We start from the raw sequence: 19,565 nt of genomic DNA, 5'->3' as shown, positions 1-19,565 counted from the left end.
TTATGAAAAATTACGATATACTTCTTAAGGATTTAGCTCCTCAAAAATTTGGAAAATCTGGGGTTATTTGGACAAGTTCTCTAATTATTATAATAATTTTAGGAATAATTGCTTATATAGATCAAATTGTTAGAGGGCTTGTTGTTACTAATTTAAATGATTATGCTCTTTGGGGAATTTATATTTCAAACTTTGTGTTTTTTGTTGCTACAAGTTTTGTTGGCGCAGTTACAGTTGCAGTTTTAAGGTTAACAAATAATTCTTGGAGAACTCCAATAGTTAGAATAGCCGAAATAATTTCTGTGGCGGCAATTATTATGGCAGGACTTACCATTATGATTGATATGGGAAGACCTGATAGATTATTAAACTTGTTTATTCACGGAAGAATGCAATCTCCAATTATTTGGGATGTAATAATAATACCAACTTTTATGGCAATTAGTTTATTATTACTATACTTCCCTTTATTACCAGATTTTGCTCTTTTAAAGAAATACTTTAAAGATAAAAACCCAAAACTAAGTAAATGGTATGGTAAACTTTCTTTAAACTGGACAGGAAGTGAAAAACAAACCAAAATTCAACTTAAATCAATTCAAATAATTGCTTTGTTAATTATCCCTGCTGGATTTATGCTCCAAACCATTGATGCTTGGTTATTTTCAACCTTATTTAGAGTTGGTTGGGATAGCACTAACATGGGAGCTTATTTTATTTCTGGAGCTGCTGTAGCTGGTATTGGAGCCTTAGTTACTGTAGTTTATATTGTTAGAAGAGCATACAGGTTAGAAAATTATATTACTGATCTTCATTTTGACAGATTAGGTAAATTCTTAGCTTTAGCTTGTTTATTATACCTCTATTTTAACATTAATGAATACTTAATACCTGAATTTACTTCTAAAAAAGAAGAAATTACGCATTTAAACGTATTGATAACAGGTAGATTTGCACCTCTATTTTGGTTTGTTATGATTGGTGGTTTAATTATACCAATTATAGCATTATTCTTTAAAAAAGGAAGACAACCATTACCAATGTTTTTTATTGGTTTATTAGTGGTTTTAGGATCTTGGTGGAAAAGATATTTAATTGTTACACCAACCCTATTACACCCATTTTTACCAATACAAGGAGTTCCAAAATCTTGGCAGCATTATTTTCCTAGTTGGCATGAGTGGATAATAACTATTGCAACTTTAGCAATGGCGCTACTAATTATTACTGTTTTAGTTCGCTATTTACCAATTATACCTATTCAAAGAACAGCAGAGGAACAGGAAGAATTAAATAACCAAAAAAAATTGAATCATGAAAATTAGACTAAATTTTAGATTCCTTTTTCTAACTTTTATTTGGGCCTTATTTATTATTGGTAGCAGCTTCAATGCAAATGCTCAAAAAAATAAAAAAAATAAAATTAGATTAAAGGTTAGTTATGTTAAAATAATGGATGGTTCTATTTATTTTGATGTTAAAGCTATTTCAAGAATTAATAAAGAATATGTTGATGTACCTAATATAGAACTTCAAGTTACCAATGAAGTTGGCGATTCAATCTATAAATTAGGTTCTACCAAAACAAATATGATGGGTAAAAGTAAGTTTGAATTAGAAAGCTTAAATAAATTAAAAGCCGATACTTCAAAAACTTATACTATTAATTTTAAATTTAAAGGCGATAAAAAGTTTAAAAGAGCTTCAAAAAGCTTGAGTTTTAAAAATGCTAATATTAATGCTTCTATTGTAAAAAAAGATAGCACTAATTATATATCTGCCACTTTAATTGATGCAGCAAATAACACTCCTGTAAGTAACGCTGCATTAAACGTACAGGTGCAAAGATTGTTTAAACCTCTTAAAATTGGTAAAGATTTTTACACTACAGATGAAGATGGTACAATCCTTGTATCTATACCTAAAGATATACCAGGTATTGATGGAAATTTGACTTTTGAAGTAGTTTTAGCAGATAGTGACAGTTATGGAACTGTAAAAGCAATTTTAAATGCGCCTATAGGAACCAAAATAGTTCAGAATACCGACTTTTACAAGCGTGAAATGTGGTCAAGTAGAGACAAAACACCATTATTTTTGCTTATATTTCCAAATCTATTAACATTTGGTATATGGGGCATAATAATATATTTAATATTTAATTTATTCAAATTATCAAAATCATAAAAATAAAAAAATGAAAACAATTAAAACTAAAAACATGAAAACAACTAAAATTTTAACCATTATTGGGGTTATATCTTTTGCTCTACTTTCTTTTACAATTTTACAAGAGAAAGAATGGGTAGTGCCAGCAAAATATGAAACTATGAAAAACCCAATAGCGCCAAAAACAGATGCTGCAATTGGAAAATCATTATACATGAAACATTGTAAATCATGCCATGGTAAAGAAGGTTATGGAGATGGACCTAAAGCAGATGAACAAAAAGGAGATTTAGGAGATTTTTCATCAGAAGAATTCCAATCTCAAAGTGATGGAGCTTTGTTTTATAAAACTACTTTTGGTAGAGATGATATGCCAGAATTCAAAAAGAAATTACCAGATGATGAAGATAGATGGTTAATAATCAACTACATGAGAACTTTGAAAGAATAATAAACTAACCCTGAATATAGATGAAACCCGAACAAAAATGTTCGGGTTTCTTTTTTTAAAAAAGATTTAATAAATACAATTTAAATAACATTAAAAAATACCAACTAATTATAAGTTTTTATAATTTATTTTTGGCTTCAATTAACTTCTTCAAAAACCAATTTTATAATAGATTATTTTCTTATTTGAAATAAAATAAATAACTCTCTTTTATTGTGGTTTTATGTAACAAAAACTACTTACTGTTTCGCATTTTTTTTATATAAATTTTTCTAAAATGATTTTTATCACTATTTGACTTAACTTATGTTAATACCTTTATAGTAGCTAAAAATTAACATATCTACATATTTACGATAGTAAAATTGAGAAATATTTAAAATCATGAAAAAGCAAGAAACTGAAAAAAGTAAAACTAACCGACGTAATTTCTTAAAATTAGGACTTATGTCTAGTGTTACTGTAGTTGCAGGAACTTCATTAATATCAAACTTATCCTCTATTGGAGAAGAAGAAAAAACTTCAGGAGAGAAAGTTAGATTATTAACGCCAGATGGTAAAATGGTTGAGGTTGACGCTGAAAATATTAACAAATACCCTGAAGCACTTATAACCCCTGCCGAAGCTAGAAAAGGCATACCCGACAGGAAATTTGTAATGGTTATAGATTTAGCTAAATGTAAAAATGCTAGAAAGTGTGTAGAGGGTTGTCAAAAAGGACATAACCTTGACTACCATGAAGAGTTTATGAAGGTGCAACTTATTCAAAACAATGAAGAAAGCGATCCGTATTGGTTTCCTAAACCTTGCTTCCATTGTGATGAACCACCTTGCGTTACCGTTTGTCCCACAGGAGCAACATTTAAACGTGATGATGGAATTGTATTAATTGATAACGAACGCTGTATTGGTTGTAAATTTTGTATGACTAGTTGCCCATATTCTGCAAGAGAATTTAATTGGGGACCAAAAAATAAATTTGAAGACAAATCACAGCCATACTCTCCAGAAACACAAGTTCCTGCAGCAGAAGGAACTGTTATGAAATGTGATTTTTGTCCTGATTTATTAAGACAAGGTAAATTACCTTATTGCGCTCAATCATGCCCAATGGGTGTAATTTATTTTGGAGATAAAAACGAAGATATTGTAACCAATGGAGAAGAAACTGTTCGTTTTTCTGAATTAATAAATGATCGTGGCGGATATCGCTATTTAGAACATTTAGGAACCAAACCTAATGTCTACTATTTGCCTCCTGTTAATAAACAATTTCCATTAGAACGTGGATTTGATCATGACAAAGAAATATTAGAACGATATAAAGATGTTCCATACGTACAAGAATTAATAAAACAAAAAAAAATCAAACTTTAATAACTCTTTATTATGAACGTAAAAACTAGAAAAAGAGAATTAGTTAAAGAATTTTCTCCAATGTTAGAAAAAACTAGATTCACTACTAAAATATGGATCGGAGTACTTTTAGCAATAATTTTAGTGGGCTTATATGCATTTGCTCTTCAAGTTATTAAAGGACATGCCGTTACAGGAATGAGAAATAATGTTGTATGGGGACTTTATATTATAAATTTCATCTTTTTTGTAGGAGTCAGCTACTCAGGAGCATTTATTTCTGCATTATTACATTTTTATAAAACTCCTTGGAAAACTTCAGTATCAAGGATTGTTGAAATTATAACTGTTTTATCTATAATAGTTGGTCCGGTATTTATTTTATTATGTATTGGAAGATTAGATAGATTATACTTCTTATTTATATATCCTAGAATTCAATCCCCTATTACTTGGGATATCATTGCAATTATTACAGATTTAATTGGGTGTTTTATTTATTTGTATCTCACTTTTATTCCTGACTTTGCAATTTTAAGAGATAGTAAAAAATTAAATATTCCTATATGGAGAAAAAAACTGTATCGGTTTTTAGCAGCAAATTATCAAGATACACCCACACAGCGTAAAAAACTTCATAAAATAACAGGAACTATGTCTAAAATGGTAATTGCGATGGCAATTGTTGCGTACACAGTTCTTGCTTGGATTTTTAGTTTAACACTTCAACCTGGTTGGAATAGTACAATTTTTGCTCCGTATTTTATTGTTGCAGGATTATACTCTGGAATATGCGTAATAATAATAGCTATGTATTTAACGCGCAAGTATTTTAATTTAGAAAAATACATTATTCGATCACATTTTATATGGGCTGGAGCGTTCTTTTTAATAATATCTTTATTATATGGATACTTTACTTTTAGCGATTATTTTGCAAAATGGTTTAGTCACAAATCTGGAGATATTAATTTATTAGAAACCTTATTTGACAGATATTTTTGGGAATTTATTTTTGCAAATTATCTTGGTGTAATTCTACCATTAGTTATTTTAAGTATTAAAAAGTTAAGAACTATTAAATTAATAACATTTGCCGCTGTAATTGGAGTTTTAGGACTATGGCTAAATCGTTATTTAATAGTAATTCCAACTTTAGAAACTCCGTATTTACCAATTCAAGATACACGCCCAGAATTTATACATTATACCGCAACTTGGGTTGAATGGTCTTTAACTTTTGCAGGTATTGCATCATTCTTATTATTATTCACACTAATAATTAAATTTATTCCTGTAGTACCAATATCAGGTATTATTGATAGAGAAAGAGAAATAAATGATGCTAAATTAAAATCAGAATAGATAACAGTAAAATTAGAAATTATGAAAAGTAACTTATTTAAATATAATTTTATCACTTCTTTTATTGTTGCATTGTGCTTTATCACAAATGGTTTTGCTCAAAAAACCGATGCCAGTAATTACCGAATGAAATTTAAGTTTAAAACAGTAAAACAAAAAGACAATTCTAGATTGTTAGAAGTAAGTTTTATTGGTCAAAATAAAAAGAATAGAAAAGATAAAGTTCCTGTATATAATGCCGAAATTAATTTTTATAACACTTTAAATGAAGACGAAAAATTATTAGGAACATCAAAAACTTCTAAAGAAGGTATTGCTCAACTAGTGCTTCAAAAAAATCAAAATTATTTAACCGATAAAAACGGATATATTAATTTAAAAGCAGAGTTTAAAGGAACTGATGCTATAGATGAAGAAGATAGTGAAATTGCAGTAAAAGATATAAACCTAGAACTAAATTTAAAAGAAATTGACAGCGTAAAAACAGGTATTATAACCGCATATACTATTGATAGTGTTGGTGTTAAAACTCCAGTTGAAGAAGCAGAAGTTATTATTTCTATCAAAAGTATGCTTTCTAATATGAAAATTAAAGAAGGAACCATAGAAAATGGCAAGTACGAATTTGAATTTCCAACGGATATTCCTGGGGATGCAAACAATAATATTATTGTGTATTCATCTATTGAAGACAGTGATGATTTTGGTAATGTAATTCAAGAAAAATCTGCAAACTGGGGAGTATTTAAAAAAGAAATTAAGAAGAATAAAAATACGCTATGGTCCAAAGCTGCTCCGTTGTGGATGTATATAGTACTTACTATATTATTAGTAGGTGTTTGGGCCAATTATATGTACACAATTATTAACCTATTTAAAATAAGCAAGGAAGGAAAAGAACTGATTTTAAACTCAGAAGAGTAACTATAACAAGCATTAACAATGCAATTTTTAATAATTTATAAAACTAAAATTTAATTCACATGAAAACACTAAAAATTTTTGTAACCATAAGCGTTATATGTTTCGGTCTTTTTGCATTTACTAAATCCGATCAAGAAGAATGGAAAGTTCCAGAAAAATATCAAAAAATGAAAAATCCAACAGAAGCTAGCAAATCTAATATAGCTATTGGAAAATCATTATATTCAAAACACTGCAAATCTTGTCATGGTAAAGAAGGTCTTGGTGATGGACCAAAAGCTGATGAAGTTGATGGTGATTTAGGAGATTTTTCTTCTGCAGAATACCAAGCTCAATCAGATGGTGCTTTATTTTATAAAAGCTACTTTGGAAGAAAAGATATGCCAAATTTTGAAAAGAAAATACCTAATGAAGAAGATATGTGGCTAGTTGTTCATTACATGAGAACATTAGCTGAATAAATATACTACTTTAGCTATAGTAATAGCTAATCTTAATAGAAGAGTCCAAACAAATTTGTTTGGACTCTTTGCTATAAAAAAATAATTAAATTTAAATTGTCATTGAAAATATTCGAGTATCTGGTTTATTCTCAATCAATCTTAAGTCAAATGCCATACAAATATTACGCACAAACATTCTACCTTTTTCATTAACAGTTACTTTATCTTCAGTAACTTCAAGTAAACCATCCTCAATAATTGGCTGTAAACGTTTTATTATTCCTTCTTTAACTTTAGCATCTAAACCTATTTTCCATTCCGTTTCTAAATTACACATTAAATTTAAAATATGCTTTCTAATAATTAAATCGGTTTCGGTTAATAAATGGCCTCTAAAAACAGGTAATTCCCCTTTATTTACACGCAAAGTATAATCATCTACATCTTTTTCATTTTGAGCAAAAGCATACCATGAATCACTAATTGAAGACATTCCTAAGCCTATCATCAATTCTGTTTTTCCAGCAGTATAGCCCATAAAATTTCGATGTAATTTCTTAGACTCCATTGCTTTATACAATGAATCTGTTGGTAAAGCAAAATGGTCCATACCAACTTCAACATATCCATTTTCAAAAAATAACTGTTTTCCTAATTCGTATAAATAACGTTTTTCATTATCTTTTGGTAAATCGCTATCTTCAAATCCTCGCTGCCCTACTCCTTTTATCCAAGGAACATGTGCATAACTATAATAAGCAATTCTATCAGGCTTTAAAGCAATTGTATTTTTAATAGTATTTCTTATACTCTCTTCCGTTTGAAATGGTAATCCAAAAATTAAATCATGACTAATAGATTCATATCCTATTTTTCTTGATAAATCATGAATTTTTTTAACCTGTTCAAAACTTTGAACTCTATGAATTGCTTTCTGAACTTTAGGATCGTAATCCTGAATACCAAAGCTGTTTCTGCGTGAACCTAGATCATACAAAGTTTGTAATTGTTCTTCTGAAGTATGATTTGGATGTCCTTCATAACTAAAATCAAAGATTTTAAACTTATCAGCTCTTTTAAAAATACCATTAATTAGTTTTTTTAAATTCTCTGAAGACATAAATGTTGGGGTTCCTCCACCCAAATGAATTTCTCTAATTTTTGGTCTCTCCTCTAATAAATCACAGTATAAATTCCATTCTTTTAAAACGGTTTCAATGTATGGCTCTTCAACTTCATGACGCTTAGTTATTTTTTTATGACAAGCACAAAATGTACATAAACTCTCACAAAAAGGAAGATGAATGTATAAGCTAATTCCTTCTACATCATTACTTTCTTTGAAAGATTTTTTAACCGTTTTTTTCCAGTCATCAACTAAAATTCCTTCTTTATCCCAAAAAGGAACTGTAGGATAACTTGTGTATCTTGGTCCTGGTATATTATATTTTTGAATTAAGTTTGTCATTTTTAATTTAATTTGAGCTGTTAATTATATTCTTTTACAGCATCAATAAATGCTTTTGCATTTTCTAAAGGAATATTTGGCAAAATTCCGTGACCTAAATTTACAATGTATTTATCTTTCCCAAATTCATCAATCATAATTTTTACCATCTTTTTAATTTCTGAAGGTGGTGACAATAAACGTGCAGGATCAAAATTACCTTGAAGCGTAATACTGTTATTTGTTAATTTTCGAGCCATTTTAGGTGTTATTGTCCAATCAACACCTAATGCAGAAGCATTTGAATTTGACATTTCTTCTAAAGCAAACCAGCAACCTTTACCAAAGGCAATTACTGGAGCTTCATCTTTTAAAGCTTCAATTATTTGATTGATATATTTCCAAGAAAATTCCTGATAATCAACTGGAGATAACATACCTCCCCAAGAATCAAAAATTTGAACTGCATTAACTCCTGCTTTTACTTTTTCTTTTAAATAAGCAATTGTTGTGTCCGTAATTTTTTGCAATAAAGTATGAGCAGCAATAGGTTGCGTAAAACAAAACTCTTTAGCTTTATCAAATGTTTTTGAGCCTTGTCCTTGTACACAATAGCACAAAATTGTCCAAGGTGAACCTGCAAAACCAATTAAAGGAATTTCATTATTTAATAATTCTTTAGTTGCTTTAATTGCCTCCATCACATAACCTAATTCAACTTTAACATCAGGAACTATAACTTCATCTACATCTTTTTGACTACGAATTGGTTTTGGTAACCAAGGTCCTATTCCAGCTTTCATTTCAACTTCAATGTTCATTGCTTGTGGAATTACTAAAATATCCGAAAATAAAATAGCTGCATCCATACCAAATCTTCGATAAGGCTGTACTGTTATTTCTGAAGCTAATTCAGGAGTTCTACAACGAGTAAAAAAATCATATTTTTCACGAATTGCTCTAAATTCAGGTAAAAATCTTCCCGCTTGACGCATCATCCATACTGGAGGACGAGTAACAGTTTCTCCCTTTAAGGCTTTTAAAAATAAATCGTTTTTTATTTTTGTCATCTAATTTTAACTTTTATCAGCAACTTCTTTCATTGCTATTTGTATTGCCGATCTAACTTTATAAATATCTCTTTTAGACATTGCTGTGCTTAAAAACCATGCTTCAAATTGCGAAGGAGGTAAAAACACGCCATGTTCAATCATTTTCCAAAAAAATGTTTTAAACTTTTTAGTGTCACTAGTTTGAGCAGTTTTAAAATCTACTACCTTTTCTTTAGTAAAAAATGCGTTTAGCATAGAGCCAAATCTATTTACCTGAAGGTCAACTCCATTTTCTTTAGCTGCATCTAATAAAGTACGTTCTAAGAAAGCAGCTGTTTTGTCAAAATCATTATAAGGATTTTGTTTTTTTAATTCCTTTAGAGTTGCTATTCCACTTGCCATAGCAATAGGATTTCCTGATAATGTTCCTGCTTGATAAACATCTCCTAAAGGCGAAACCATTTCCATAATTTCATTTCTTGCACCGTAAGCTCCAACTGGAAAACCACCACCAACAACTTTACCTAAACAAGTTATATCTGCCTGTAAGCCTAATAATTCTTGAGCTCCACCAAATTTTGACCTAAAGCCAGTCATAACTTCATCCACAATTAATAAAACACCACTTGCTTTTGTCAACTCATTTAGCTCTTCTATAAAATGTTTAGTTGGCAAAACAACCCCCATATTTCCTGCAATAGGTTCTATAATTATTGCTGCTACATCATCTTTTCTTAAATGTTTTTCCACAGAATCAATATTATTGTATTCTGCAATTAAAGTATTTCTTACTGCTTCATCCGGAACTCCTTTACTTCCTGGGATACTTAAAGTTGCTAAACCTGAGCCTGCTGCAACTAGTAAAGCATCAGAATGTCCATGGTAACAACCAGAAAATTTTATTATTTTACTTTTACCTGTAAAAGCACGTGCTAAACGAATTGCACTTAAAACTGCTTCTGTACCAGAGTTCACAAAACGAACTTTATCCATCCCTGGAAAAGCTTCACAAACTATTTCTGATAAAATAATTTCTCCTTTAGTAGAAGCTCCAAAAGTATATCCGTTTTTTAAGTATTTTTTTATGGTTTTATCCACATAGTTATTTCTGTGCCCTAAAATCATTGGGCCATAGGACAATACCATATCTACATATTCATTATCATCTACATCATATATTTTACTTCCTTTAGCATGGTCAATAAATAATGGAATTCCTCCTACAGATTTAAAAGCCCTAACAGGAGAATTTACTGCCCCTACTAAATGTCTTTTACCTCTAGTATATAATTCAAGTGACTTTTCTAATTTCATTTTATTTTATTTTTTGATTTTTTAAGCAACCGTAGATTTATTTACAACTACCTTCTACTTAAAACTTTAGCAACATCTTTTGCGAAATATGTTATAATAATATCGGCACCAGCTCTTTTCATAGAAAGCAAACTTTCCATCATAACACGTTCTTCATCAATCCACCCTTTTTGAGCAGCTGCTTTAACCATTGCATATTCTCCACTTACATTGTAACAAGCTATTGGTCGGTCAAAATTATTTTTTAAATCTCTAATAATATCTAAATAAGATAAAGCTGGTTTTACCATTAAGATATCAGCGCCTTCTTGATCATCAAAAGTTGCTTCACGCATTCCTTCATCTCGGTTTGATGGGTCCATTTGATACGTTCTTCTATCTCCAAAAGTTGGAGCTGAATCTGCTGCATCTCTAAACGGTCCGTAAAATGCTGATGCGTATTTTACCGCATAAGACATAATTGGAAGGCTAGGAAATCCTGAATTATCTAAAGCTTCACGAATAGTTTCAATCATTCCGTCCATCATTCCTGATGGAGCAACCATATCAACACCCGCTTTTGCATGTGAAATAACTTGCTTGGCTATATTTGGCAAAGTTGCATCATTATCTACATCGTTATCATGTATAACACCACAATGTCCGTGACTTGTATACTCGCAAAAACAAACATCTGTAATTACATATAAACTTGGATAATTTTTTTTGATAAAACGAACAGCTTGTTGCATAATTCCGTTATCATTCCAAGTTTCTGAACCAACCTCATCTTTTTCTTTAGGAATTCCAAAAAGTAAAACTGCTGGAATATTTAAAGACACTACTTCATCTAGTTCTTTAGAAACTTTATCTAAAGAATAACGCTTAATACCAGGCATAGAAACTATTTCTGTTTCAATATTTTCTCCTTCTTCAATAAATAAAGGATAAATTAAATCATCTACAGATAGTTTATTTTCTCTAACTAATCGACGAATATTTTCCGTTTTACGTAAGCGTCTGGTTCTAAACATAATTTACAATTTTATATTTTTTTAAAATGGGTATTTACTAATTTTAATACACTTTCTACAGTTGAAAGCGATGAAACATTTACATTTTTAAAATGCTTTTTAGCTTCATTTGCTGTTGTTTCGCCAATACAAAAAGCTATTTTAGAATCGGCTGTGTTTTTTTGCAAATAACTTTGAATTCCTGATGGGCTAAAAAATAATATTCCTTTATATTTTTCCTCCACTTTTTTTGGTGTTAATAGCGTTTGATAACTAATAACTTCATTAACATTAATATTGTTTTCACTCAAAATATTAGGCAAATCTTCTCTTCGAATATCTCCGCAAAAAAATGTCACTTCTTTTTCTTTCAAATTTTCAACTAAATAATCGGCTAATTTTTTTGCTGAATTTTCAAAGTGTGTAACCTTACCAATTTTTCTTTCTATTAATTGTTTAGTTCTTCTTCCTACACAAAAAATATTACCAAAATTTAATTCACTTTTAGTAAAATTATGTAATAAAGCCTCTACTGCATTTTGACTTGTAATTATTACATTTTTAAGAGGATTTTTAACTACTGTATTTTTTAATCGATTATTTCTAACGGTTATAAAATCACTCATAGTAACTCCAATATCTGAACTAAGATTTTTGATTTGTTCAACAGATAAAGTTTTAGTTGAAAAAATTTGAATTTCTTTTTCTACTTCTTCTATCTGACGCATCAATTTTTTACCTCCTCGTTCTAAAATATATTTTGCAGCATATTCTCCTAAATCACTAACATTATTAGCCTCAACTTCTTTAAAAAACTCAATTTTATTTTTTCCATCTGGACTAAATAAAACGCCTTTAAATTTAATTTTATCGTTTCTTAAAACTGCTAATGCTCCTATTGGAGCTGTACAACCTCCTTCTAAAACTTCTAAAAACCTACGTTCAATAGTAATACATTTTTCGGTTTCTTCGTTATTTATTTCTTTGCATATTTCAAGAATTTCTTCATTTTTAGCCAAAGCTGCAATCATAACTGCTCCTTGTGCTGGCGCTGGAACCATCCAATCTAATTTCATATGATTTTCAGGTAAAATATCTAATCTTTTTAAACCTGCAGTTGCAAAAATAGCTCCATCCCAATCGTTATCTTCTAACTTTTGTAGGCGAGTATTTACGTTACCTCGCAAACCTGTTATATTATGATTTGGATATCTATGCAACCATTGTGCTTTTCTACGCAAACTTCCTGTTGCTATTGTTGCTGTTGGGTTTTCAAAAAAGTTATCATCTTTTTTTAATACCAAAACATCGTTAAAATCTCCTCTTTTTATAACTGCAGCTTGCACAATGCCTTCTGGCATTTTTGTAGGCACATCTTTTAAAGAATTAACGGAAATATCAATTTTATCGTTTAATAATGCAACATCTAGATTTTTGGTGAAAACTCCTGTAATTCCTAGTTCATATAATGGTTTATCTAAAACCATATCTCCTATAGAATCAATTTTAATTATTTCCGTTTTATGTCCAAAATGTTCTAATTGTTGTGCAACGGTATTAGCTTGCCACATTGCTAATTGACTGGAACGAGTTCCAATTCTAATTATTTTCATGTATACTTAATTCATTAATATGAAACATTTTACTAATTACTTCAATGCTTTGATCAACTGAAGTGTTTTCGTCTTTTAAATGTTTCACAAATTGGGTAGTAATTTTTTGAATCATTCTTGAAGTAACCAATTCTGCTTGCTCTACATTAAAATCTTTGATTTTTCTGGAATGAAAATCAATTTCATCGTATTGAATTGCTTTTAATGATTCTTTAAGCGCATTAACTGCTGGTACATATTTTCTTATAGAAATCCATTCGTTAAATTCTGCTTTATATTTTTTTATAATTTCTTCTGTATGTGGAATTTCGTTTTCTCTAATTTGAAGCGTTTTATCTGTAATTTCAGATAATTCATCCACATTAATTAAGTTGGTATTTTCAAGTTCTTTAACCGCTAAATCTACATTTGAAGGAATAGACAAGTCAATTACCAAATTTGGTCTTTTACTTTTTAACTGATTTACAGTTACTGTTGGTTTACTTGAACCTGTAGAAACTATTAATATGTCCGATTTTTCTATTTCATTCTCTAACTCATTAAAATCAGCTACTTTAATTCCGCTAAATTCAGAAGCGAATTGAACTGCTTTTTCTTGAGTTCGGTTTATAACCGTTAAACTTTTATTGTTTGTATATTCTAAAATATTTTTAATAGTATTTTGCCCAATTTTACCTAAACCATAAATTAGGATATTTTTATTGTTATAATCTTGAACATTATCAATAATATATTGAATTGCTGCATAAGCAACAGAAGTTGTTCCTGAACTAAGTTTAGTATTATTTTTTACATCTTTACTTGCTTGTAAAACCAAATTCATTAAACGCTCTAAATAGGCATTTGTAGTTCCTAATTTTTTTGCTTGTTTGTATGCTGCTTTTAACTGACCAACTATTTCATAATCTCCTAATATTTGACTTTCTAAACCTGTTCCAATTCTAAACAAATGCTCAACTGCATCTTTGTTTTTATAAACATTTGAAACCGGTATAAAAGATTCAACACTTCCATTAGAATATTTAATTAAAAGGCTAATTAATTCAAAAGGATGTTTTGCAAAACCTGTTATTTCAGTTCTATTACAAGTAGATAAAACAAAAAGACCTTCTATGCCATTTTGTTTTGCGTCTTCTAATAATAAAATTTGATTTTCTTTAGTGATGCTGAATGTTCCTCTAACCTTAACGTCGGCTTTTTTGTAGCTTATACCAACATTATATAATTTAGTTACTGTATTTTCTTGCTCCATAAGATTATTAACAATAAATATCGACAAAAGTACAATTAAGTTTTATTACAAAACGTCGAGAAAAGTACTTTTATTGTCGTTATAAGTTATACTTGATTTTTCACTACGCAAGTACCGACTATTTTTGCGTATAAAAAATGATATAAATCAGTGTTTTAAGGGAAATTTTATATGATAAATATCAGTTTCATTATTAACGCTTGATTTTTTCGGAAATCGAATTTTATACCTACATTTGTATTTAACTTTTATTTACAACAAAAATCATTAGTGAAGAACTCTTTAGATAAATATAAAAACATCGACAAAAGTACTCATTGTATTATTAATCAAAAAGATGAATTTAAAGTGCTTTATTTTAGCAATTTAAACACTGAAAATGAACTGTTTAAAATTAATTTACAAGATAATTACATTCAACTATTCTTTTGTTTAAAGCATACCTGTAGTGTTGCTTTTAATATGGAGCATTGTGCAATAAATTTATCTGATACCGATTCAAACATGGTATATTTTAAGGATAAAGAAATGAATGTTTTATTCAATTTAGCTCCAAAATCTGAGTTAATTTGTATTTTAATTTCTGTGGAATATTTTCACTCTTTATTTTCAGATGACAGTAATTACCTAATAAATTTTGCAAGTTTTAATACCAATAAGCCTATTATTGAACCGAAAGAAATAAATCCAACTATTAGATTAATTTTAAAACAGTTAACTACTAAAAATATTAATGGAAAGCTTCGTTCAATATATATAAAAGGTAAAATTTATGAATTATTAAGTTATTACTATAGCGCTCCAGAAAACACAAATACAGAAAGTTGTCCTTATATTTCGAGTGAAGAAACTATCGGTAAAATAAAAGAAGCAAAACAAATTGTTATTGAAAACATGAACAATCCTCCATCTTTAAATGAATTAGCAAAGCAGGTTGGATTAAACATTAAAAAACTTAAATCTGATTTTAAAGAATTTTATGGTGTTCCTGTATTCACATTCTTATTAAATTATAAAATGGATTTAGCAAAATCATTGCTAATTGAAAAAAAATATAATGTCAATGAAATTGGAGCACAGTTAGGCTACAGTTCTTCAAGCCACTTTATAGCTGCCTTTAAACGCAAATTTGGCATAACACCAAAAAAATTCTCAAATTCTTAATTTATGAAAGGAGTTTTATTAGTTAATCTTGGTTCGCCAGATAGTACTTCTACTAAAGATGTTAAAAAATATTTAGGGGAATTTTTGATGGATAAACGAGTAATTGATATTCCATTAATTTGGAGAACTTTATTAGTTAAAGGAATTATTTTAAACACTCGTCCAAAAAAATCTGCAGCAGCTTATAAAAAAATTTGGTGGAATGAAGGTTCTCCTTTAATTGTATTATCGAACAGATTACATAAGAAAGTAGCAGATTATTCAGATATTCCTGTAGAACTTGCAATGCGATATGGTAATCCTTCTATTAAAAAAGGAATAGATAGCTTAGTAAAACAAGGAGTTGACGAAATTTTATTGATTCCTTTATATCCGCAATTTGCCATGGCTACTACGGAAACTATTGAGGTTTTAGCAGATGAAATTATAAAAAAACACCATCCTAAAATAAGACTAACAAAATTTCCTGCATTTTATAAAAGAACTGATTATATAGCTGTATTAAGCAAAAGCATCCAGAAAGAAATAGACAAAACTAAACCTCAACATTTACTTTTTTCATATCACGGAGTTCCTGAAAGACACATCAAAAAGTCTGATATTACAAAATCACATTGTAAAATAGATGGTAGCTGTTGCAACACTCCATCAACTGCTCACAAATTTTGTTATAGACATCAATGTTATGAAACCACTAAATTAGTTGCAAAAGAATTAAATTTAAATGAAGGAACATACAGCACATCCTTCCAATCAAGATTAGGTCGTGATCCTTGGTTACAACCATATACTAGTGACACTATTGAACTTTACGCTCAAAAAGGAATTAAAAACTTAGCAATTGTTACTCCAGCTTTTGTTTCCGATTGTTTAGAAACTTTAGAAGAAATCGGAATGGAAGGTAAAGAATCTTTTCTTGAAAATGGAGGAGAAAAATTTGTAACCATACCTTGCTTAAACGACAATGACGATTGGGCAAAAACTTTAGTAAACTGGATAACAGATTGGAAAAATATTTCTTAAATTATGGAATACCTTTACATAAAATCTTTACACATAATTTTTATAACTACGTGGTTTGCCGGACTTTTTTATATTATTCGTTTATTTATCTATTTTAAAGAAGCCGAGGAAAAACCTGAACCAGAAAAACTAATTTTAACCAAACAATATCAATTAATGATTAAAAGGCTTTGGTACATGATAACTTGGCCTTCAGCAATTTTAGCTACATTATTTGCCGTTTGGCTATTAATTTTAAATCCTGCTTGGCTTAAAACAAATTGGATGCTTATTAAATTAAGTTTTGTTGCATTACTTTTTGCTTACCATTGGTCGTGCCAAATTATGTATAACCAAACTAGCAAAGGATATTTAAAATACTCTTCTTTTAGTTTAAGGATATGGAATGAAGTTGCAACTGTAATATTATTCGCTTGTGTATTTTTAGTAGTTTTAAAAGATGCTTTAGGATGGGTATTTGGTGTTTTAGGAATTGTTGGCGTATCCATTCTACTTATGCTTGGAATTAAATTATACAAAACCGTAAGAAGCAAAAACAATTGGGATACAAAGTAAACATTTTCTGTTTTTAACAAATACTCAATATTTCCCTTATTTTCATAAATATTTTACATGTTTATATACAATACCTTAAACAGTATGCAATATATTTAGGTTAAAATAGAATATTTAATAATCTAAATATCAATGTGTTATAAGTTACTAAATGATTAAAGTCATTTTAATTACCATTTGCTATATCTAATTTTACAGTCACAAAACTACTAATATATAAATGTGATTTTATGAAAAAACTTTTATTAGGAAACGAAGCATTAGCACAAGGAGCTATTGATGCCGGATTATCAGGTGTTTATGCTTATCCTGGAACTCCATCTACAGAAATAACAGAGTACATACAAAAATCTAAAACTGCGAAAGCATTAAATATTCATTCTAAATGGTCTGTTAATGAAAAAACAGCTATGGAAGCCGCACTTGGCATGTCTTATGCTGGAAAAAGAGCTATGACCGTTATGAAACATGTTGGTTTAAACGTAGCTGCCGATGTGTTTATGAATATGTCCGTATCAGGAATTAACGGAGGCTTAGTTGTGGTAGTTGCAGATGATCCATCAATGCACTCATCACAAAACGAACAAGATTCTCGTTATTATGGTAAATTCGCTATGATACCAATTTTAGAACCATCTAATCAACAAGAAGCGTACACTATTACCAGACATGCTTTTGATTTATCTGAACAATTAGGTTTACCAGTTATGATAAGAATGGTAACACGACTTTCACATTCTAGAGCTGGTGTTGAAACTTTAAAAAGTGAAATACAAAACACTATTCACTTACCAAAAAATCCACATCAATTTCAGTTAATTCCAATGCACGCCAGAAACCAATATCAACATTTAGTTGATATTCAAAGCGATATTAGAGAAAATTCTGAAAAAAGCACCTTTAATAAATTAATTGAAGGAACCGATAACTCTATGGGTATTATTGCATCAGGAATTGCTTATAACTATTTGATGGAAAATTTTGAAGATAGTAATTGCCCTTTCCCAATATTAAAAATTACACAATATCCATTACCAAAAAGAAAATTAAAACAATTATATGATAATTGTGATAAAATATTGGTTTTAGAAGAAGGTTATCCTTTTATTGAAGAATTATTAACCGATTTTTTAGGAGAAAATAAAAAAGTATTAGGAAAACTTAATGGTTATATTAATAGAGTTGGCGAATTAAATCCTGATAATATTGCGAAAGCATTAGGTTTTGAAGCTAAAAATGAAGAAAAAACACCAAAAATAGTTTCAGGAAGACCACCTGAATTATGTGTTGGCTGCGCTCACCGAGATTTATTTGAAGCAATTAATAAATTAAGTGAAGAAATGGGAAGCCAACAAGTTTTTGGAGATATAGGTTGTTATGCTTTAGGCGTGTTAGCTCCTTACAAAAGTATAAATACATTAATTGATATGGGAGCTTCAATTACTATGGCTAAAGGAGCCTCAGACGCAGGAATTCATCCATCTATTGCTATTATTGGTGATTCTACATTTACTCATTCAGGAATGACTGGATTATTAGATGCTGTTATTGAAAACACTCCAATTACCGTGATTATTTCTGACAACTCTGCAATTGCAATGACAGGTGCCCAAGATTCTTCCGCTTCAGGAAGGTTAATTGATATTTGTAAAGGAATTGGAGTAGATGAAAATCACTTAAAAATAATAACTCCACTTCATAAAAATTTAGAAAAAAATATTGGAGTAATACGAGATGAAATTAACCATAAAGGACTATCAGTGGTTATTGCACAACGTCCTTGCGTTCAGCTTCCTAAAGAAAAAAAGGATAAATTAAAAGAAATTAAATCCGTTACTTTAAACTAAATTAAAAAGAATGAAAACAAATATAATATTAGCTGGTGTTGGCGGACAAGGAATTTTAACTATTGCGGCTGTTTTAGATACCGCAGCTTTGGCTTCTAACCTAAATATAAAACAATCAGAAGTACACGGAATGAGCCAGCGAGGAGGTGCAGTTCAAAGTCATGTTCGTATTTCAGATAAAGAAATTTTTTCAGATTTAATTCCTCTAGGAAAAGCAGATATAATTATTTCTGTTGAACCTATGGAACTTTTACGCTATCTACCTTTTTTAAAGGAAGATGGTTATTTAGTTACCGATTCTAATCCGTTTGAAAATATTGCAGATTATCCAGAATTAGAAACGCTTTATAAAGAAATTAAAACGCATCCTAATCACATTTTAATTGACGCTAAAAAAATAGCTAAAGATTTAGGAAATTCTAGAGCTACTAATATTGTTTTGGTTGGTGCAGCTTCTTCCCTACTTCCTTTAAGTGAAGAAAGTTTATTAAATGCAATTAAATCATTATTTGAAAGAAAAGGAGAACGTATAGTTAAAAAAAATATAGACGCTTTTAATAAAGGAAAAGAAATAGCAAACGAATTTGTTTCTTAAACA

At 29.4% G+C, this 19,565-nt stretch carries 18 protein-coding genes; 12 read left to right on the top strand and 6 right to left on the bottom strand.

Annotation, left to right across the window (positions count from 1 at the left end; all coding sequences use genetic code 11):
• The first annotated feature begins 2 nt into the window (after nt 1-2).
• The 7 genes from nrfD (R3342_RS05975) (at nt 3) to R3342_RS05945 (ending at nt 6,726) form a co-directional block, all read left to right on the top strand.
• Nucleotides 3-1,325 carry an NrfD/PsrC family molybdoenzyme membrane anchor subunit gene (gene nrfD, locus R3342_RS05975; RefSeq protein WP_318938938.1) on the top strand — a complete coding sequence of 441 codons (1,323 nt, stop codon included), beginning with the start codon at nt 3-5 and terminating at the stop codon, nt 1,323-1,325.
• Nucleotides 1,315-2,187, top strand: coding sequence for a hypothetical protein (locus R3342_RS05970; RefSeq protein WP_318938937.1), 873 nt, complete (start codon nt 1,315-1,317; stop codon nt 2,185-2,187). The genes nrfD (R3342_RS05975) and R3342_RS05970 overlap by 11 nt, the downstream gene beginning before the upstream one ends.
• A 10-nt stretch (nt 2,188-2,197) precedes the next feature.
• A complete protein-coding gene (locus R3342_RS05965; protein WP_318938936.1) occupies nt 2,198-2,620 on the top strand; it encodes a cytochrome c in 423 nt (140 codons plus the stop codon).
• A gap of 384 nt (nt 2,621-3,004) precedes the next feature.
• Nucleotides 3,005-3,997, top strand: a complete 993-nt coding sequence (locus tag R3342_RS05960) for a 4Fe-4S dicluster domain-containing protein (RefSeq protein WP_318938935.1) — start codon at nt 3,005-3,007, stop codon at nt 3,995-3,997.
• A 12-nt stretch (nt 3,998-4,009) separates the two neighbouring features.
• Nucleotides 4,010-5,341 (top strand): NrfD/PsrC family molybdoenzyme membrane anchor subunit, encoded by a 1,332-nt coding sequence (gene nrfD, locus R3342_RS05955; protein WP_318938933.1) that lies wholly within the window; start codon nt 4,010-4,012, stop codon nt 5,339-5,341.
• 21 nt (nt 5,342-5,362) lie between these two features.
• Nucleotides 5,363-6,265, top strand: coding sequence for a hypothetical protein (locus R3342_RS05950; RefSeq protein WP_318938931.1), 903 nt, complete (start codon nt 5,363-5,365; stop codon nt 6,263-6,265).
• A gap of 59 nt (nt 6,266-6,324) precedes the next feature.
• The gene (locus tag R3342_RS05945; protein ID WP_318938929.1) at nt 6,325-6,726 is read left to right on the top strand and encodes a cytochrome c; all 402 of its coding nucleotides are present in this window, start codon (nt 6,325-6,327) and stop codon (nt 6,724-6,726) included.
• A gap of 91 nt (nt 6,727-6,817) precedes the next feature.
• On the opposite strand, the gene hemN is transcribed toward R3342_RS05945, so the two are convergent.
• Genes hemN through hemA form a run of 6 tightly spaced genes read right to left on the bottom strand, consistent with a single transcriptional unit; the run spans nt 6,818 to nt 14,378 of the window.
• Nucleotides 6,818-8,176: an oxygen-independent coproporphyrinogen III oxidase gene (hemN, locus tag R3342_RS05940; RefSeq protein ID WP_318938927.1), complete on the bottom strand. Its 1,359-nt coding sequence runs from the start codon at nt 8,174-8,176 to the stop codon at nt 6,818-6,820.
• A gap of 20 nt (nt 8,177-8,196) precedes the next feature.
• A complete protein-coding gene (hemE, locus tag R3342_RS05935; RefSeq protein ID WP_318938926.1) occupies nt 8,197-9,225 on the bottom strand; it encodes a uroporphyrinogen decarboxylase in 1,029 nt (342 codons plus the stop codon).
• A 6-nt stretch (nt 9,226-9,231) separates the two neighbouring features.
• Nucleotides 9,232-10,521, bottom strand: a complete 1,290-nt coding sequence (gene hemL / locus R3342_RS05930; protein WP_318938923.1) for a glutamate-1-semialdehyde 2,1-aminomutase — start codon at nt 10,519-10,521, stop codon at nt 9,232-9,234.
• Nucleotides 10,522-10,568: 47 nt separating this feature from the next.
• Complete coding sequence (hemB, locus tag R3342_RS05925; RefSeq protein ID WP_318938921.1) at nt 10,569-11,534, bottom strand: porphobilinogen synthase; 966 nt, start codon at nt 11,532-11,534, stop codon at nt 10,569-10,571.
• 11 nt (nt 11,535-11,545) lie between these two features.
• The gene (gene hemC / locus R3342_RS05920; RefSeq protein ID WP_318938920.1) at nt 11,546-13,126 is read right to left on the bottom strand and encodes a hydroxymethylbilane synthase; all 1,581 of its coding nucleotides are present in this window, start codon (nt 13,124-13,126) and stop codon (nt 11,546-11,548) included.
• Entirely contained in the window at nt 13,113-14,378 is a 1,266-nt protein-coding gene (hemA, locus tag R3342_RS05915) for a glutamyl-tRNA reductase (RefSeq protein WP_318938918.1), read from the bottom strand. The genes hemC and hemA overlap by 14 nt, the downstream gene beginning before the upstream one ends.
• Before the next feature lie 270 nt (nt 14,379-14,648).
• Between hemA and R3342_RS05910 the strand changes: the two genes are divergently transcribed.
• The 5 genes from R3342_RS05910 (at nt 14,649) to R3342_RS05890 (ending at nt 19,562) form a co-directional block, all read left to right on the top strand.
• Entirely contained in the window at nt 14,649-15,542 is an 894-nt protein-coding gene (locus tag R3342_RS05910; protein WP_318938916.1) for an AraC family transcriptional regulator, read from the top strand.
• A gap of 3 nt (nt 15,543-15,545) precedes the next feature.
• Complete coding sequence (gene hemH / locus R3342_RS05905) at nt 15,546-16,565, top strand: ferrochelatase (RefSeq protein ID WP_318938914.1); 1,020 nt, start codon at nt 15,546-15,548, stop codon at nt 16,563-16,565.
• Nucleotides 16,566-16,568: 3 nt separating this feature from the next.
• Nucleotides 16,569-17,120, top strand: a complete 552-nt coding sequence (locus R3342_RS05900) for a CopD family protein (protein ID WP_318938913.1) — start codon at nt 16,569-16,571, stop codon at nt 17,118-17,120.
• 230 nt (nt 17,121-17,350) lie between these two features.
• Nucleotides 17,351-18,967 (top strand): thiamine pyrophosphate-dependent enzyme, encoded by a 1,617-nt coding sequence (locus R3342_RS05895; RefSeq protein ID WP_318938912.1) that lies wholly within the window; start codon nt 17,351-17,353, stop codon nt 18,965-18,967.
• A 10-nt stretch (nt 18,968-18,977) separates the two neighbouring features.
• Nucleotides 18,978-19,562, top strand: a complete 585-nt coding sequence (locus R3342_RS05890; protein ID WP_318938910.1) for an indolepyruvate oxidoreductase subunit beta — start codon at nt 18,978-18,980, stop codon at nt 19,560-19,562.
• The last annotated feature ends 3 nt before the right edge of the window (nt 19,563-19,565 follow it).

The sequence above is a fragment of the Lutibacter sp. genome (genome assembly GCF_033723435.1).
Lineage (GTDB): Bacteria > Bacteroidota > Bacteroidia > Flavobacteriales > Flavobacteriaceae > Lutibacter.
The sequence above is the reverse complement of the archived record's forward strand: the minus strand, read 5'-3'. Positions and strand labels throughout refer to the sequence as shown.

What these genes read in the sequence shown, in the direction of transcription:
- nrfD (WP_318938938.1), top strand. Translation starts at nt 3, where the DNA reads ATGAAAAATTACGATATACTTCTTAAGGATTTAGCTCCTCAAAAATTT.
- R3342_RS05945 (WP_318938929.1), top strand. Translation starts at nt 6,325, where the DNA reads ATGAAAACACTAAAAATTTTTGTAACCATAAGCGTTATATGTTTCGGT.
- hemH (WP_318938914.1), top strand. Translation starts at nt 15,546, where the DNA reads ATGAAAGGAGTTTTATTAGTTAATCTTGGTTCGCCAGATAGTACTTCT.
- R3342_RS05965 (WP_318938936.1), top strand. Translation starts at nt 2,198, where the DNA reads ATGAAAACAATTAAAACTAAAAACATGAAAACAACTAAAATTTTAACC.
- nrfD (WP_318938933.1), top strand. Translation starts at nt 4,010, where the DNA reads ATGAACGTAAAAACTAGAAAAAGAGAATTAGTTAAAGAATTTTCTCCA.
- R3342_RS05890 (WP_318938910.1), top strand. Translation starts at nt 18,978, where the DNA reads ATGAAAACAAATATAATATTAGCTGGTGTTGGCGGACAAGGAATTTTA.
- R3342_RS05970 (WP_318938937.1), top strand. Translation starts at nt 1,315, where the DNA reads ATGAAAATTAGACTAAATTTTAGATTCCTTTTTCTAACTTTTATTTGG.
- R3342_RS05895 (WP_318938912.1), top strand. Translation starts at nt 17,351, where the DNA reads ATGAAAAAACTTTTATTAGGAAACGAAGCATTAGCACAAGGAGCTATT.
- hemL (WP_318938923.1), bottom strand. Translation starts at nt 10,521, where the DNA reads ATGAAATTAGAAAAGTCACTTGAATTATATACTAGAGGTAAAAGACAT.
- R3342_RS05950 (WP_318938931.1), top strand. Translation starts at nt 5,363, where the DNA reads ATGAAAAGTAACTTATTTAAATATAATTTTATCACTTCTTTTATTGTT.
- hemC (WP_318938920.1), bottom strand. Translation starts at nt 13,126, where the DNA reads ATGAAAATAATTAGAATTGGAACTCGTTCCAGTCAATTAGCAATGTGG.
- hemB (WP_318938921.1), bottom strand. Translation starts at nt 11,534, where the DNA reads ATGTTTAGAACCAGACGCTTACGTAAAACGGAAAATATTCGTCGATTA.
- hemN (WP_318938927.1), bottom strand. Translation starts at nt 8,176, where the DNA reads ATGACAAACTTAATTCAAAAATATAATATACCAGGACCAAGATACACA.
- hemA (WP_318938918.1), bottom strand. Translation starts at nt 14,378, where the DNA reads ATGGAGCAAGAAAATACAGTAACTAAATTATATAATGTTGGTATAAGC.
- R3342_RS05900 (WP_318938913.1), top strand. Translation starts at nt 16,569, where the DNA reads ATGGAATACCTTTACATAAAATCTTTACACATAATTTTTATAACTACG.
- hemE (WP_318938926.1), bottom strand. Translation starts at nt 9,225, where the DNA reads ATGACAAAAATAAAAAACGATTTATTTTTAAAAGCCTTAAAGGGAGAA.
- R3342_RS05960 (WP_318938935.1), top strand. Translation starts at nt 3,005, where the DNA reads ATGAAAAAGCAAGAAACTGAAAAAAGTAAAACTAACCGACGTAATTTC.